We start from the raw sequence: 15,206 nt of genomic DNA on the forward strand, positions 1-15,206 counted from the left end.
GCCGTTATTGTATTAATTCCTTTAATTTATCCCTTCCTATTCCAGATTTGTAATATTTTTCCCTTTTCCTTGCTTTTTCTAAGCCTCCAACCTATTCTTGATACACCAAAAACCCACGGCCGATAGCCTTTGGTTGATTTGGTCTTCCCTTCATTATGCCATTTTAAACGTTGTGCTACGTCCTTGGAAATCCCCTTATATATTCGACCGTCAACCGTACTTTTTAGTGCATAAAAATAATAAATCATATCCCTTCTGTGCTCCCTGCCTGCCGGCAGTCAGGTATCCAGCTGAGCTACGTGGTGGAATTCCACTAATTCTTATCAGAATTTTCTAAATCCCCGCTCCTTCCTATTGAGAAAGCTTTGCCTTTACAATAGTGGATATGGTCTTACCATCTGCCTGGCCAGCCAATTCTTTGGAGACCATTCCCATAACTTTTCCCATATCCTGCATTCCCGACGCACCAATACTTTCAATTGTTTGTACGACTACTTTTTCAATTTCCTCTTCCGTTAACTGTTCAGGTAAAAACTTTTCGATAATCGCAACTTGAGCCAATTCTGGGGCTGCCAAATCCTCACGACCCTGCTCGGAAAAAATGGCGGCACTGTCTTTGCGTTGCTTTACCAATTTCTGCACCAGTTTCACCTCATCTTCCTCAGAAAGTCCATCTCCTCCACCTTTGTCTGTCTGAGCCAATAAAATGGCAGACTTTATGGCTCTTAACGATTCTAGTGCCACGGTGTCCTTGGCTTTCATAGCAGCTTTCATTTCTGTCATTACCTTTTCCTGCAAACTCATTTGTGCACTGTTTTGGCTTGCGAATATAAAAAATTAACCTGAAAGCAAACACTCACTTTCAGGTTAAAACAACGTACCTCTGGGTCTTTTTTCCGTTAGTCTACATTATCGTGAAGAAAAGAATTGTTGGAGCGTAACTGAATTTCATCATTACTGTCCTCGCCCAGGCTCATTCTGGAAACCTTCTGGTCTTTAACCTCATTATCCAGTTCCAAGCCTTGTCTTTTGTAGGCTGGTTCTTTTTCAATTTCATCAAGGCTGCTACCTCTATTGGAATTGAACTTGTAATTAAATGATTTAAACTTATTACGTCTTTGCTCTGCACGTTCCCGCAAGATTTCGCTAATAGGGCTGTTCATTGGGTCTGCTTCGGCCGAATGGCTGCTACCTTCAGATGCTGCGGCGGCTTTTATGGTTTTTTTCTCAAAAACGAGCTCATCTTCCACAATTTTTGGTTCATGGGTCTCCGCTACGGATTGTGCACCTGTGAGTTTTTTCTCCAGTTCCATATACTCCTCCAAATTATAACGGGTCTCATTCTCCTTATCATAATCCAATACTGGACTTACCTCTATATATTCGTTAACCGGTAATTCCTTGGTATCCTCCGTTAAATCAAAGGAGACCACATTTTCTTCCACAACCTCTTCTTTCAAGGGCATGTCAAACGTAAAAGCTATCTGCTCTTCTTCCGGTTTTTCAGGAAGGATTTCTTGGGCATCTACCACCTCAATATCATTGAGCACATTCTTAGCTTCAATGATAATAAAATCATCTTCCTTTGGGGTTGCAATACGTTCTTCTACTTGTTCTGGAAGCACCTCTTCATAGAACACGTTAAAGTTTTTGATATAACTCGTGGTTTTGATCAGTTCTGGGTTGGCAGTTGATCCTGGTTCCTCTATCTCTCCTAAATCATGCGTAATCTTTGTCGGGGCCACCTGAATATGCTGCACCTGGTTTGGATTGGCCTCTAATTGTTGTACCGCCTTTTGCTCATCCCCAAGGGTATGAATTATTTTCTTTGTTTCGGTATTACTTATTTCATCCTGTTGCTCCGTATTGAAACCTGTAGCTATGACCGTAACCGCTATGGCGTCCCCCAAGCTTTCATCTTCCCCGATACCCATGATAATATTGGCAGTCTGGCCTGCCTCCATTTGGATAAAATCATTGATTTCACCAATTTCATCAATGGTTATCTCCTGTCCTCCGGAAACAATAAGCAAAAGGACGTTTTTTGCCCCGGTAATTTTATTATCGTTCAATAGAGGGGAATCCAAGGCCTTGGTAATTGCCTCGTTCGCTCGCCCGGAACCTGCTGCGGCAGCACTCCCCATAATGGCAGTACCACTATCTGACAGTACGGTTTTTGCATCCCGTAAATCTATGTTTTGGGTATAATGATGGGTAATCACCTCTGCTATACCTTTTGCGGCCGTGGACAACACCTCATCCGCTTTTGAAAAGCCTGCTTTATAACCTAGGTTCCCATAGATATCCCTTAATTTGTTGTTATTGATGACAATCAAGGAATCTACATTATTTCGTAGTTTTTCGATTCCTGCCTGGGCCTGCTTGCATCTAGGGGCACCTTCAAACAAAAAAGGCGTGGTAACGATTCCTACGGTTAAAATTCCTAACTCCTTGGCAACACTGGCAATGATGGGTGCCGCACCTGTGCCCGTTCCACCGCCCATGCCTGCTGTTATAAATACCATTTTGGTAGTATGCTCAAGCATTGCCTTTATATCCTCCATGCTTTCCATGGCGGCTTGCTCTCCAACAGAAGGGTCCGCACCTGCACCCAAACCTTCGGTCAGAGAAACACCCAATTGAATTTTGTTGGGTATACTGCTATTTTCTAACGCTTGTGCATCAGTATTACAAATTACAAAGTCTACGCCATTGATTCCCGCTTGGAACATGTGGTTTATAGCGTTGCTACCACCACCACCAACGCCAATTACCTTAATTACGTTGCTCTTATTTTTGGGCAAATCAAATGCGATATTATCAAATTCGATGTTCTTACTCATGGTGCTTTATTTATTGTGGGTGTTTTATTCTGCGTTATCTAAAAAATCTTTCAACTTTTCTGACCATCGGTCAAAAATGGATTTCTTTTCCTTTACGGCCTTATGTGTGGCGGCAGTGGCCAAATTTTCTGGATCTCCTGCCATTACAGGTTGTTCTTGGCCTTCATTTTCAGTGGTTTGCTCCCTGTGATTGGCATTTAAGAGCAACTTCTCATCAGTCTTTAATGCGTTCATTAACAATCCAACAGCTGTTGCGTACAGCGGACTTGCAATGTCCTCATCAGAATCCCCGGCCAAATGCTCGTTGGGATAACCAATCCTGGTATCCATTCCCGTGATATATTCCACCAGCTGTTTTAAGTGCTTTAATTGGCTACCGCCGCCAGTAAGTACAATACCGGCAATTAATTTTTTCTTTTGCTCTTCATGCCCGTAATTCTTTATTTCTACGTAGACCTGTTCTACAATTTCAACAACTCTGGCATGTATAATTTTAGAAAGGTTCTTTAAGGTGATTTCCTTTGGTTCCCTTCCACGTAAACCGGGTATGGAAACAATTTCATTGTCCCTGTTCTCGCCAGGCCAGGCGGATCCAAATTTGATTTTTAGCAATTCTGCTTGCTTTTCAATGATGGAACAGCCTTCTTTAATGTCTTCCGTAATCACGTTACCCCCAAAAGGGATTACGGCCGTATGCCTTATGATACCATCTTTAAAAATGGCTAGGTCCGTAGTACCGCCACCGATATCGATTAGGGCAACTCCCGCCTCTTTTTCTTCTTGGCTCAAAACCGCCTCTGCGGACGCTAACGGTTCCAAGGTAATATTGGATAAATCCAGTCCAGCACTCTTAACACACCTGCCAATATTCTTAATGGAGTGTACCTGACCCACCACTACATGGAAATTGGCCTCTAGGCGACCACCGTACATTCCTATGGGCTCTTTTATTTCTGCCTGGCCATCTACCTTGTATTCCTGAGGAAGCACGTGGATAATTTCTTCACCGGGCAACATCACCAGTTTATATACTTGGTTGCACAACTTGTCCAAATCCTCATCATTGATCACTTCCTCTGCATTAGCCCTTGTGATGTAATCACTATGCTGTAAACTGCGGATGTGCTGACCGGCGATACCCACCACCACCGAAGCTATCTTAAGCCCGGAATTGACCTCCGCTTGCTCTACTGCTTGTTGTATGGAAGATATGGTTTGGGTGATATTGTTTACCACCCCCCGGTGTACACCTAAACTTTTTGAACGGCCAGAACCCAATATCTCAATTTTACCGAACTCATTTTTCCTGCCAATGATGGCCACTATTTTGGTAGTGCCAATATCTAATCCCACTGAATAATTACCCTGTTCCATACGTTATATTTTGGTGCAAACAACTTGATTTTCAAACTCTAAACTCACGGCTACATAATCATTTAAAGTATCATCCTTGGTAGCCTTAACATAAAAAGCCATGAAATTCTTGAACTTGCCTTCCAAGTTTTCTATCCCCCCAAGGTTGACCACAAAATTTTCCAACCTAAATTTTAATTGATACTTATCTTCATCCTCTATATGGATTCCAATGACGTTTTTTCTCAAAAAATCATCTCCCATCACAAAATTCAAAATAACATAAGCGTCCTCAAGGCTCTTGCCAGTTATCTTTCCTGTAATGATGGGTACGCGTGCCGAATGGTATTTAGACAATGGCATGCGTTTTCCCATATCATCCAAATAAAATTTGGAGATGCCTTCAATTCTACCAATTGGTTTTCGCTGAACTATTTTAGAAATAAGCTCCCCCTCCACAGAGAGATAGACCTGGGCATTTTTTACCATAGGACTGTTTGCAATAGTCATTTCTATGGTATCCAAAACTACCTGTTCTTTTGGGGTGTTTTTAAGGCTTCCGAATTTTTGTATCAACATTTTATTAACGGCTTCCTCCGTGAGGAACAGGTTATTCTCCCCTAGAAATTGGACGGAGATATTCTCAACGTTCTTAGTTTTGCTCCTATGGTCCGCAAAGCCGTACAAACCAACAATGGCCAACAAAAGAGACAACACTTTAAAAAGGTTCCAGTTAATTTTCATGATCAAAAGCATTTTTGATTTTATGTACCTCCAGACCAATGTCCCCAGCCCCCATGGTAATGATGACCTCTGGACTTTGGGCCCGTAATTCTTCTATAATTTTTTCTTTTGAAATCTTCTTTTTATTAGGATTTTCCACCATATCCAGTAGCCATTGGCTATGCACGCCCTCCATAGGTTTTTCCCTTGCTGGATATATCTCTAACAACAGAATAGCATCAAATTGCGATAGACTTTGGGCAAACTCTGGTCCAAAATCTTTAGTTCTTGAGAATAAATGGGGTTGGAACACTACCGCTGTTTTTTTATGGGGATGCATTTCCGTCACTGCTTGGTACACCGCATCTATTTCCGTGGGATGATGGGCATAATCATCTATAAAAATTAAATTGTCCTGTTTAATGTGATAGGTAAATCTTCGTTTTACCCCTTGAAAGGTTCCCAGGGCATCTGCCAATCCAGCCAAATCATCTACTTGTTGAGACGCCATGGCAAAAGCCGCCAGACCATTCAGCAGGTTATGTTTTCCCGGTCTTGAAAACCAAACATCCCTTACTATGGTTTCCGGTGTTTTGATACTAAAACGATACCCACCGTTTTCTAACCTTACCTCTTGAATGTCATAATCCGCATCCTCTTCCAACCCAAAAGTGAGCCCTTCCAGGGGCAGTCCTTTTTTCACAAGCATTGTTCCATCTGGTTGAAGCTTGGAAGCAAACTCACCAAAGGTCTTTTTAAGTTCAGTATCGGAACCGTAAATATCCAAATGGTCTGCATCCATTGAGGTAATACAGGCCACCGTTGGCGACAACTGTAAAAATGAGCGGTCATACTCATCGGCCTCAACCACAGAAGTGCTGGTTCCCGTCCATAAAAAATTACTGTTGAAATTTTCTGAAACACCGCCCAGAAAAGCAGTTAACGGAACCTTGAGCTCATGTAACAAATGGGCCAATATGCATGAGGTCGTGGTTTTTCCATGTGTACCGGCAACGGCATGGCAATAGGTCCCTTCGGTAATCAGACCCAATACCTCTGACCGTTTTTTAATGGAAAAATCTTGCGTTTGGAAAAATTGAAGCTCCTTGGATTCCTTGGGGATTGCCGGCGTATAGACCACCAAGGTGCTGTTGGGATTTCTAAACTCCCCGGTTATTTGCATAACATCATCCCTATAGTGAATAGCGATACCCAAATCTGTCAATTCCGCTGTCAACGGGCTGGAAACCTGGTCATAACCAGCCACATTTTTGTCCATAAATTTAAAGTAACGGGCAAGCGCAGACATCCCTATGCCTCCTATACCAATAAAATAGACGTTATGTATGCTGTTTAAATCCAAATCAAACGTGTTCTATGCTTTTCTACTAATGTGTTGCTGTTTTGCTTAACAATAATTTTTCAATCTCATCCACGATATGACTGGTTGCCTTGGGCAAGGCCAATCGCTTAATATTTTTTGATAGCTGATTTTGTCTCACTTCGGAACCCAACAAATTTTTAAAATGGTTTTGAAATTGTGCGTCCAGTTCCTTTTCCATAATCATGATGGCCGCGTCCTCATTCACCAAAGCCTTCGCGTTTTTGGTTTGATGATCTTCTGCCACATTGGGCGATGGAATAAAAATAGTTGGCTTCCCAACCAAACACAATTCTGATACGGACCCTGCTCCCGCCCGCGATATCACAAAATCCGCAGCGGCGTAGGAGTAATCCATTTGGTTTAAAAATGGCCTGACCCTCACATCTTCCGATTCATATTTTTGGTACTCCTCCCAATAAAACTTGCCACACTGCCACAGCAGCTGCAAACCAAGCGTTGCAAAAAAGGAAAGCTCCTTTTCTACCAACTGGTTTATGCGCCTCGCTCCAAGACTTCCGCCCAACACCAATAAAACGGGTTTCTTTGCATCAAACTTAAAACTAACTTTGGCTTGCTGTTGATCTATTGAAATCTCCACCAAATCCGAGCGTACCGGATTACCGGTCTTCACTATTTTCTCTTTTGGAAAAAAACGATGCATTCCATCATAGGCCACACAAATCTTATGGGCCTTTGCGGCCAGAAGTTTATTGGTAATACCTGCATAGGAGTTCTGTTCCTGTAAAACATAGGGCACCTTGGCACGTGCGGCCATCTTCAATAAAGGTCCGCTGGCAAACCCCCCCGTTCCAATGGCAACATCTGGCTGAAATTGTTTTACTATGTTCCTTGCTTTTACCAAACTACTGATCAATTTAATGGGAAACATTACATTCTTCAATGTAAGTTTCCGCTGTAATCCACTTATCCAAAGGCCTTTAATTGTGTACCCGGCCTGGGGTACTTTTTCCATCTCCATTTTATCCTTGGCGCCCACAAACAGAAATTCCGCATCCGCATACCGGCACTTCAATTCATTGGCTATCGCAATTGCCGGATAGATATGACCACCCGTACCACCACCGGACACTATGAACTTATAATTGCCCACTTAATACTTCTAAAGGGTTATGATCATCTATATCCACTGTTTTTGGTGCAACTTGATTTTTATCACTGGCACTGAGCACAATACCAATAGCCAAACAGGTCATCCATATGGCGGTACCCCCCATACTTATTAATGGAAGGGGTTGCCCAGTGGTAGGAAACAATTGCACTACCACACCCATATTGATAAAGGCCTGAAAAACAATGGGGAGACCTACCCCTATTACCAGTAGCTTGGCAAAAACGGTTTTTGCAGAATTGGCGACCACCACTATTCTAAACAATAACAAAAGATAAAAGAATAGTAGTCCCAAACCACCAACCAGGCCATACTCCTCTATGATAATGGCAAAAATGAAATCTGATGTGCTCTGGGACAAAATGTTCTTCATCACGCTTTTACCCGCACCTTTTCCAAACAACTCCCCCTCCGCAATAGCCATTTTCGCATAGTTTACCTGCCTAGAAGCATCCGCACTGGCAGCTTCTGGGTGAATAAATGTATCTATACGGGATTTCCAAGTACCTGCGCGATCCGGAAGCGCTTCCGGGGCTTTATAGAGCACTGCTAGGAACAAACCGGCCAATACTATTCCCGTGCCCACAATGATCCCTAGATATTTTAAAGGATAGCCTCCTAAAAAGCAAAGTACGATGACCAGAAACCCAACAATGGCCGCAGTAGAAAAATTTGCGGGCAATATGAGCCCAATAACCAAACAAACAGGCACCCATAAGGGCAATATGCTCTCTGAAAAAGAGATTTGCCTATCCCTAATCTTACTCAAATACCTTGCAATCCAAATCATTAAAACGATGGATGCGAGCGTTGAGGTCTGGAACTTCACCCCAATTACAGGGATGGGAATCCAACGATTTGCACTTACGCCACCGATATTGGTTTCCACGGTAAGGGTATACCCCAATAGCAAAAGCACTATGGGCAAACCAATCAAGGACAAGCCTTTAAAATAATGGGTAGGTATGCGGTGTACCGCATAAATAATCATGAACCCTAAAAACAACAGCACGCCATGCTTTACCAAATGTCCCACCGTTGTGCCGGTGTCCTTTACATAGACCAAGTTGGTACTTGCACTAAAAACCGGTAAAAATGAGAACAGTGCCAATAGTGCCACAATGGCCCAAATGGCTTTATCCCCCTTTAAGTTTTTAAACAATTGCAACACCTCTTATAATTTTTTTATAGCTTCCTTAAATTGGTTTCCGCGATCTTCATAGTTTTTAAATAGGTCAAAACTGGCACAGGCAGGGGACAATAACACGGCATCTCCGCGCTCCGCTATTTTGTAGGCAATCTTTACGGCCTCGCTCATGGCTACAGTCTCTACAATTGGCTCTACCACATTGCCAAAGGTTTCCATTAGCTTGGCATTATCAACTCCAAGACAAATGATGGCCTTTACCTTTTCCCGTACCAAAGGCATTAATTCATTGTAATCATTTCCTTTATCCACGCCGCCCACGATCCAGACAATAGGTTTTTGTATCCCGTCCAAAGCGTAATAGGTCGCATTGACATTGGTTGCCTTGGAATCATTAATATACTCTACGTGGTTAATTTTGAGCACTTTTTCCAATCTGTGCGGTGCACCTTGAAAATTCTCAATACTCTTTTGAATGGTTTCTTTACGCACTTTTACCAAAAGTGCGGCCATGGATGCTGCCATGGCATTCTTTAGGTTGTGCTGCCCATCAAGTGTTAAAAATTCTGTACTCATTTTCAAGTTATTTGGTTCTAATTCTATGTGTATTGTTCCGTCTTTGCACCACGCTCCCCATCGTTGCTCCTTTTCTAAAGAGAATGGCACCAATTTGGACTTGACGGGATGTTTTTTAAGCCAATCTGTTATCACCTTATCGTCTGCATCATAAATCAGATAATCATTGGCATCTTGGTTCATGGCTATCCTAAACTTGGAGGCTATATAATTTTCAAACGTATGATCATACCGGTCCAAGTGGTCTGGCGTAATGTTCAGTATCATAGCCACTTTTGGCTTAAAATCCTGAATTCCGTCCAGCTGAAAACTGCTGATTTCCAACACATAGCTCCCAAAGTCCCGTTCTGCCACCATTTTTGCGAAACTATCACCAATATTGCCGGCCATACCTGCATCTACATCGCCTCCTTTAAGAAGATGGTGCGTAAGCATGGTAGTGGTGGTCTTTCCATTACTGCCCGTAATGCCTATTATAGTGGCATCCGTAAACCTAGCGGCAAATTCAATCTCTGAGATTACCGGAATCCCTGCGGCCACCAATGCTTTAACCAATGGAACCCCATCTGGTATCCCGGGGCTTTTCATCACAACATCGGCTTTTTGCAACTCTTGCTGACTATGGCCATCTTCTTCCCATTCAATTCCAAGATGTTCTAGAACGTCTTTATATCCTTTCTGTATTTTTCCATTGTCCGAAACAAAAACCTTATATCCTTTTTGCTTCCCTAAAATGGCAGTACCTACCCCACTTTCTCCAGCACCCAAAATCACCAGGCAGCCTGCGTTTTCCCTCCTGAAAAGCGATTCCCCTACATCCTGCTTTCTATCTTTTTCATTTTCTCCAATCATCATACTTCCATTTTCCCACAGCCATGGCAACGACTAGGGACTGGCTATCTAATTTTCAAGGTCACAATACTAATAATGGCCAGTAAGATTCCAATAATCCAAAACCGGGTCACTATCTTACTTTCATGGTACATTTTCTTTTGATAATGGTGGTGAAGCGGTGCCATCAAAAAAATGCGTTTTCCTTGACCGTACTTCTTCTTGGAATGTTTAAAATAACCCACCTGTAGCATCACGGATAAGGACTCTGCAAAGAAGATTCCGCACAGGATGGGTATCAACAATTCTTTCCTCACAATAATGGCGATAACGGCAATGACCCCTCCAATGGTTAAACTACCAGTATCTCCCATAAAGACCTGCGCGGGATAGGCATTGTACCAAAGAAACCCCACCAAGCCCCCTACAAAGGCCGAAATGAACACCACCAGCTCACCTACCCTTGGGATATAAAAAATATCCAGATATCTAGAGAATTCTATATTGCCCGAAAGCCAAGCGAATATGGCCAGGGTAATCACGATGATAGCAGAGGATCCTGCGGCCAACCCGTCTATTCCATCGGTTAAGTTAGCCCCATTGGAGACTGCTGTAACAATTAGGATGACCACGGGAATAAAAACCAACCAAGCATATTCTTTTGCACCTTCACCGGCCCATGACAAAAAATCCGCATAGTCCAACTCATTGTTCTTAAAGAAAGGAACATTGGTACGAACCGATTTCTTTTCCTTTCCGATAACGCGCTCTACCGTAAGTCTTTCGGTAATCTGCGTAGCATCCTTTTCCTTCATGGTCACCTCCGGATGAAAATATAGCACCACCCCAACGATTAAACCGAGCCCTACTTGCCCCATCACCTTAAAGCGCCCCTTTAATCCTTTTTTATCTTTTTTAAAAATCTTGATATAATCATCTATAAAACCTATTATGCCCATCCAAATCATGGTCACAATTAAAAGAATGACGTAGATGTTTTTAAGATCACCGAACAACAATACCGGTATTAAGGTGGACATGATGATGATAAGGCCTCCCATGGTGGGTGTACCGGCCTTTTGTTTTTGACCTTCCAAGCCCAAATCCCTTACCGTTTCACCAATCTGTTTTGCCTGTAGGTATAGAATAATGCGTTTACCATAAACCATGGCAATCAACAACGACAACAAAACCGCCACAGCAGACCTGAAGGTCAAAAACTGAAACAGCGATGCCCCAGGAAACTGGTATTGTTGCTCTAAATATTCAAATAAATAGTATAGCATTACTATGGTTTCTGTTCTGTACTAAATTCCTTTTTCTTTGTTCTCTGTGCGCCCTGTTTTCTTTTCCATGTTCTATACAACCCTAGGTTCTGTCTTAAAGATGCCATGTTAAGCTTAACCCTTAAGTGCTGTCTTCACTTCTTTATAATCATCAAAATCTACGCGTAACCCATTGGTTTCTTGGTAGGTTTCATGTCCCTTACCAGCAATAAGGATGATATCATTAGGTACCGCCAGTTTACAGGCCGTCCTTATGGCTTGGCGCCTGTTTTCTATAGACAATACCTTTTTGGCATTCTGGGGCTCCACCCCTGCTTCCATTTCTTCTATAATGGCCGTAGGTGATTCCGATCGTGGGTTATCTGCTGTAAAAATGACCTGATTACTCATCTCGGAAGCGATATGACCCATAACCGGACGCTTAGACTTGTCACGATCACCACCACACCCCACTACGGTGATGACGTTTTCATTTCCAGTCCTCAATGTGTTAATGGTAGTCAACACATTTTTAAGCGCATCCGGTGTATGGGCATAATCAACTATTGCCGTAATTTTTTCTTTTGATATAAAATATTGGAACCTTCCATCCACATTCTCCAGTTCACTGATGAGCCTTAGAATCTCAAGTTTTTCCAATCCAAGTAAATCTGCCGCAGCGTAAATGGCCACCAAATTATAAGCATTAAAATCTCCGATGAGTTTGGACCACAGTTCATTCTCGTCAATCTTGAGCAACTGGCCGTTTATTTGGTTCTCCAATATTTGGGCCCTGTAATCCGCAAAGGACTTTAAGGCATAGGTTCGCTTTTTGGCCTTAGTGTTCTGTAGCATCACCATACCGTTCTTATCGTCCAAATTGGTCAAAGCAAAAGCTGATTTTGGCAAACCATCAAACAATTCCTTTTTACAGTCCCTGTAGGCGGCAAAGGTTTTATGATAGTCCAAATGATCATGGGATAGGTTGGTGAAAATTGCCCCTGTGAAAAACAAACCTTCTGCCCGTTTCTGATGTATCCCATGGGAACTGACCTCCATAAAACAGTACTCCACACCTACCTCTGTCATCTTGTGCAAGTATGTATTGATGGTCAAAGCATCCGGGGTGGTGTGGGTGGTTGGATATTCCGTGTCATCCACTAGAATTTTAATGGTAGAAATCAAACCAACTTTATACCCAGCCTTTTTAAACAGGCTGTACAATAGCGAAGTTACCGTGGTCTTTCCGTTGGTTCCGGTTACACCTACCAATTTTAGGTTTTTACTGGGAACTCCATAATAGTTGGATGCCATGATGGCCAATGCATGGTTGCCGTTAGAGACCTTAACATAGGTAACCCCATTGATAATCAGTTCTGGAAGTTCATCACAGACTATGGCAACGGCCCCCTGGTGAATGGCGTTTTGAATGTACTTGTGCCCATCCGTTACCAAACCCTTAATGGCTACGAACGCATCATCCATACCCACTTTTCTGGAATCAAAATGAACCTGGTTTACCAGCACATTGGTGTCCCCGTTCACCGCGGAAATACCTACACCATACAAAATGTCCTTTAACAATATCATGACAGCTCCAGAACTATTTTATCGATTTCACCTATGGTAACCCCTTCTTCAACAGATTGGCTCCTTACCTTCCCATTTCCCTTGACCTCTACTTGAATCCCAAGGTTTTCCAATATGGCAATGGCATCCATGCCGCTCATCCCAGTTACGTTGGGCACTTTTAAGTACTTTTTCTGGGCATGGGCATAATACTGCTGAAATGCCTTTTCTATTTGCGCTTCCTTTGGGTTTTCTGGTATCACTTCATCCGCAATGGGTGAGGTGATATAAATTTTTTCTGCCAAGGATTTAAATACCGGGCCTGATACATCTGCACCATAATACCCAACACTTTTATCTGGTTCATGAATAATGACAATACAGGAATACTTTGGGCTATCTGCTGGAAAATAACCCACAAAAGAGGAAATATAAGCCAACTTCTCTGGGTCCTTGGCCACATAATTTTTTTGGCAGGTCCCTGTTTTACCGGCCATGGAAAAGTCTTTGGAATAAAGCCCATGTCCCGTTCCATACTTTTTCTCCACTACGTCCTTTAGCAGTTGTTGTGCTATTTTCACCGTTTCCTTAGAACAAATGGACGGATTCAATACTTCTTTTTTAAAGGCCTTAAGCACCTTATTACCAACCCTAGCCTCTTTTACAAATCTTGGCCTAACCAATTCGCCATCATTGGCAATGGCATTGTAAAAGGTAAGGGTTTGTAGGGGGGTCATGGAAACTTCATAGCCATGGGACATCCATGCCAATGAAATTCCGGACCAGCCTTTATCACCAGGGTACCTTAAGACAGGTTGCCCTTCACCTACTATGGGAAGGCCTAAATCCTTATGCAGGCCCATATTCATTAACCTATCGACATAATCTGTCTGCCTATCCTTATAATTCTCGTGAATCATTTTGGCAAAGGCCGTATTTGATGACAGCGCAAAGGCTTTGGCCATGGAAATTTCACCATAGCCACCCCATTTAGAATCCCTAACGGTACGGTCATAAATACGCCATCTGCCTTTTTCCGTATCTACAACAGTGCCGGTATCTATCACTTTGTCCTCTAAGGCAGCTACCATTGACATTAACTTAAAGGTGGAGCCTGGCTCATGGGATTCGCCCACGGCATAATTCAGTTTCTCATAATACTTCCCTTCTTCCGTTCTTCCCAAATTGGAGATGGCCTTAATTTCCCCGGTTTTAGTCTCCATGACCACAACACATCCATGGTCTGCCTTATACTTTTCTAACTGCTTTAGTAGGGCATGATGGGCAATATCCTGAATATTGGTATTGATGGTGGTTACGATATCCCTCCCATCTTGAGGTTCAATAATATTATCAAAACCAACAGGTTTCCATTCACTACCGGCACTTTTTTGCTTTAGTCTTTTACCTTCGTTTCCGCGGAGGTATTTTTTACCAAAAGCACCGTCCAGGCCCACTCTGGTATAGTGTCCTGCCTCATCTACACGTTCATACCCAATACTCCTGGCAGCGATTTTACCCAATGGATAATCCCTGACTACCCTGTGCCTTTCGATAAAACCACCTTTATTGGGTCCAAGCCTGAACATTGGAAACTCACGCATACGCACATAATCAAGATATTCTACATTTCTTGCAATAAGCTTATAACCATTCTTATTCGCACGTGCCTTACGCAGCATTTGCCTGTAGTATGCCGATGGTTTATCAAACAATACCCCAAGCGAATCACAAAGGGGTGCTAGATACTTTTCCCAGTTGTCCTTACTTACCGTGTTGGCATCAAACCTAATTTCATACTTGGCTACGGAGGCTGCCAAAAGACTGCCATCATCCGCATAGATGTTACCCCGGTTAGGCTCAATGGTAAATACCTGTTCCGTTTTTTTGGCGGCCAGTTCCTTGTAAGCCTTACCCTTAACCATTTGTATATCCACCAATTTCACCACAACGGCAATAGCAAAAACAAAGAGAACCCCAGCGATGAGGTACAGTCTATTCATGATATTTCTTTCGGTTATTGGCACTAGTCAATCGTTTTAACAATGATTTTTTTTGGTGGTTTTTGTGAAGGTTTTAATCCTTTTTCCGCGACAACATGCTTTAAGGACGATTCCAACTTTAGCTGCTGCACATGCCTTCTAGTATCCACAAACTCACTTCTAAGGCCGCGCACCTCTTCAGTAAGCTGTGCTATTTCATGTACCTTTTTATCGGCTTGGTGGCTACTGGAAATCATCATAGCAGCCAAAAAGGAGGCATACAACAAAAAAAGCCAGTTCTTTGGGGCGTCACCGCTAACCAAAAACTTGCCCTTTAAGACATCCAACAAACCTTTTTTCACTTTCATTTTATACTACTGTTCTAAATGCTTCTTCCTAGGCTT

General features: G+C 42.6%; 13 protein-coding genes. All 13 read right to left on the reverse strand.

The features are described 5' to 3' along the window. Positions 1 to 26: 26 nt before the first annotated feature. The 13 genes from I595_RS03505 to I595_RS03565 all read right to left on the reverse strand — a co-directional run bounded on the left by I595_RS03505 (position 27) and on the right by I595_RS03565 (position 15,164). Positions 27 to 248, reverse strand: coding sequence for a GIY-YIG nuclease family protein (locus tag I595_RS03505; protein ID WP_245628218.1), 222 nt, complete (start codon positions 246 to 248; stop codon positions 27 to 29). Positions 249 to 351: 103 nt separating this feature from the next. Beyond that, positions 352 to 804 carry a GatB/YqeY domain-containing protein gene (locus tag I595_RS03510; RefSeq protein ID WP_054558039.1) on the reverse strand — a complete coding sequence of 151 codons (453 nt, stop codon included), beginning with the start codon at positions 802 to 804 and terminating at the stop codon, positions 352 to 354. Positions 805 to 899: 95 nt separating this feature from the next. Then, positions 900 to 2,843, reverse strand: a complete 1,944-nt coding sequence (gene ftsZ / locus I595_RS03515) for a cell division protein FtsZ (protein ID WP_054558040.1) — start codon at positions 2,841 to 2,843, stop codon at positions 900 to 902. A gap of 24 nt (positions 2,844 to 2,867) precedes the next feature. Further along, positions 2,868 to 4,217, reverse strand: a complete 1,350-nt coding sequence (gene ftsA, locus I595_RS03520; protein ID WP_054558041.1) for a cell division protein FtsA — start codon at positions 4,215 to 4,217, stop codon at positions 2,868 to 2,870. 3 nt (positions 4,218 to 4,220) lie between these two features. Continuing rightward, on the reverse strand, positions 4,221 to 4,940 hold the full coding sequence (locus I595_RS03525) for a cell division protein FtsQ/DivIB (RefSeq protein ID WP_054558042.1): 720 nt from the start codon (positions 4,938 to 4,940) through the stop codon (positions 4,221 to 4,223). Further along, positions 4,930 to 6,282, reverse strand: coding sequence for a UDP-N-acetylmuramate--L-alanine ligase (murC, locus tag I595_RS03530; RefSeq protein WP_054558043.1), 1,353 nt, complete (start codon positions 6,280 to 6,282; stop codon positions 4,930 to 4,932). Before murC ends, I595_RS03525 begins: the two co-directional genes overlap by 11 nt. A gap of 25 nt (positions 6,283 to 6,307) precedes the next feature. Further along, positions 6,308 to 7,414: an undecaprenyldiphospho-muramoylpentapeptide beta-N-acetylglucosaminyltransferase gene (gene murG, locus I595_RS03535; protein WP_054558044.1), complete on the reverse strand. Its 1,107-nt coding sequence runs from the start codon at positions 7,412 to 7,414 to the stop codon at positions 6,308 to 6,310. Beyond that, positions 7,401 to 8,603: an FtsW/RodA/SpoVE family cell cycle protein gene (locus I595_RS03540; protein ID WP_054558045.1), complete on the reverse strand. Its 1,203-nt coding sequence runs from the start codon at positions 8,601 to 8,603 to the stop codon at positions 7,401 to 7,403. The genes murG and I595_RS03540 overlap by 14 nt, the downstream gene beginning before the upstream one ends. Before the next feature lie 3 nt (positions 8,604 to 8,606). Next, complete coding sequence (murD, locus tag I595_RS03545; protein WP_083467486.1) at positions 8,607 to 10,007, reverse strand: UDP-N-acetylmuramoyl-L-alanine--D-glutamate ligase; 1,401 nt, start codon at positions 10,005 to 10,007, stop codon at positions 8,607 to 8,609. 44 nt (positions 10,008 to 10,051) lie between these two features. Continuing rightward, the gene (gene mraY / locus I595_RS03550) at positions 10,052 to 11,272 is read right to left on the reverse strand and encodes a phospho-N-acetylmuramoyl-pentapeptide-transferase (RefSeq protein ID WP_054558046.1); all 1,221 of its coding nucleotides are present in this window, start codon (positions 11,270 to 11,272) and stop codon (positions 10,052 to 10,054) included. A gap of 114 nt (positions 11,273 to 11,386) precedes the next feature. Next, complete coding sequence (locus tag I595_RS03555) at positions 11,387 to 12,841, reverse strand: UDP-N-acetylmuramoyl-L-alanyl-D-glutamate--2,6-diaminopimelate ligase (RefSeq protein WP_054558047.1); 1,455 nt, start codon at positions 12,839 to 12,841, stop codon at positions 11,387 to 11,389. Beyond that, positions 12,838 to 14,847, reverse strand: a complete 2,010-nt coding sequence (locus tag I595_RS03560; protein ID WP_054558048.1) for a penicillin-binding protein — start codon at positions 14,845 to 14,847, stop codon at positions 12,838 to 12,840. Before I595_RS03560 ends, I595_RS03555 begins: the two co-directional genes overlap by 4 nt. Further along, positions 14,847 to 15,164 carry an FtsL-like putative cell division protein gene (locus I595_RS03565; RefSeq protein WP_054558646.1) on the reverse strand — a complete coding sequence of 106 codons (318 nt, stop codon included), beginning with the start codon at positions 15,162 to 15,164 and terminating at the stop codon, positions 14,847 to 14,849. Before I595_RS03565 ends, I595_RS03560 begins: the two co-directional genes overlap by 1 nt. Positions 15,165 to 15,206: the final 42 nt, after the last annotated feature.

Origin of the sequence: Croceitalea dokdonensis DOKDO 023, assembly GCF_001306415.1 — a bacterium.
Taxonomy (GTDB): Bacteria; Bacteroidota; Bacteroidia; order Flavobacteriales; family Flavobacteriaceae; genus Croceitalea; species Croceitalea dokdonensis.

What these genes read in the sequence shown, in the direction of transcription:
- I595_RS03505 (WP_245628218.1), bottom strand. Translation starts at nt 248, where the DNA reads ATGATTTATTATTTTTATGCACTAAAAAGTACGGTTGACGGTCGAATA.
- I595_RS03510 (WP_054558039.1), bottom strand. Translation starts at nt 804, where the DNA reads ATGAGTTTGCAGGAAAAGGTAATGACAGAAATGAAAGCTGCTATGAAA.
- ftsZ (WP_054558040.1), bottom strand. Translation starts at nt 2,843, where the DNA reads ATGAGTAAGAACATCGAATTTGATAATATCGCATTTGATTTGCCCAAA.
- ftsA (WP_054558041.1), bottom strand. Translation starts at nt 4,217, where the DNA reads ATGGAACAGGGTAATTATTCAGTGGGATTAGATATTGGCACTACCAAA.
- I595_RS03525 (WP_054558042.1), bottom strand. Translation starts at nt 4,940, where the DNA reads ATGAAAATTAACTGGAACCTTTTTAAAGTGTTGTCTCTTTTGTTGGCC.
- murD (WP_083467486.1), bottom strand. Translation starts at nt 10,007, where the DNA reads ATGATTGGAGAAAATGAAAAAGATAGAAAGCAGGATGTAGGGGAATCG.
- mraY (WP_054558046.1), bottom strand. Translation starts at nt 11,272, where the DNA reads ATGCTATACTATTTATTTGAATATTTAGAGCAACAATACCAGTTTCCT.
- I595_RS03555 (WP_054558047.1), bottom strand. Translation starts at nt 12,841, where the DNA reads ATGATATTGTTAAAGGACATTTTGTATGGTGTAGGTATTTCCGCGGTG.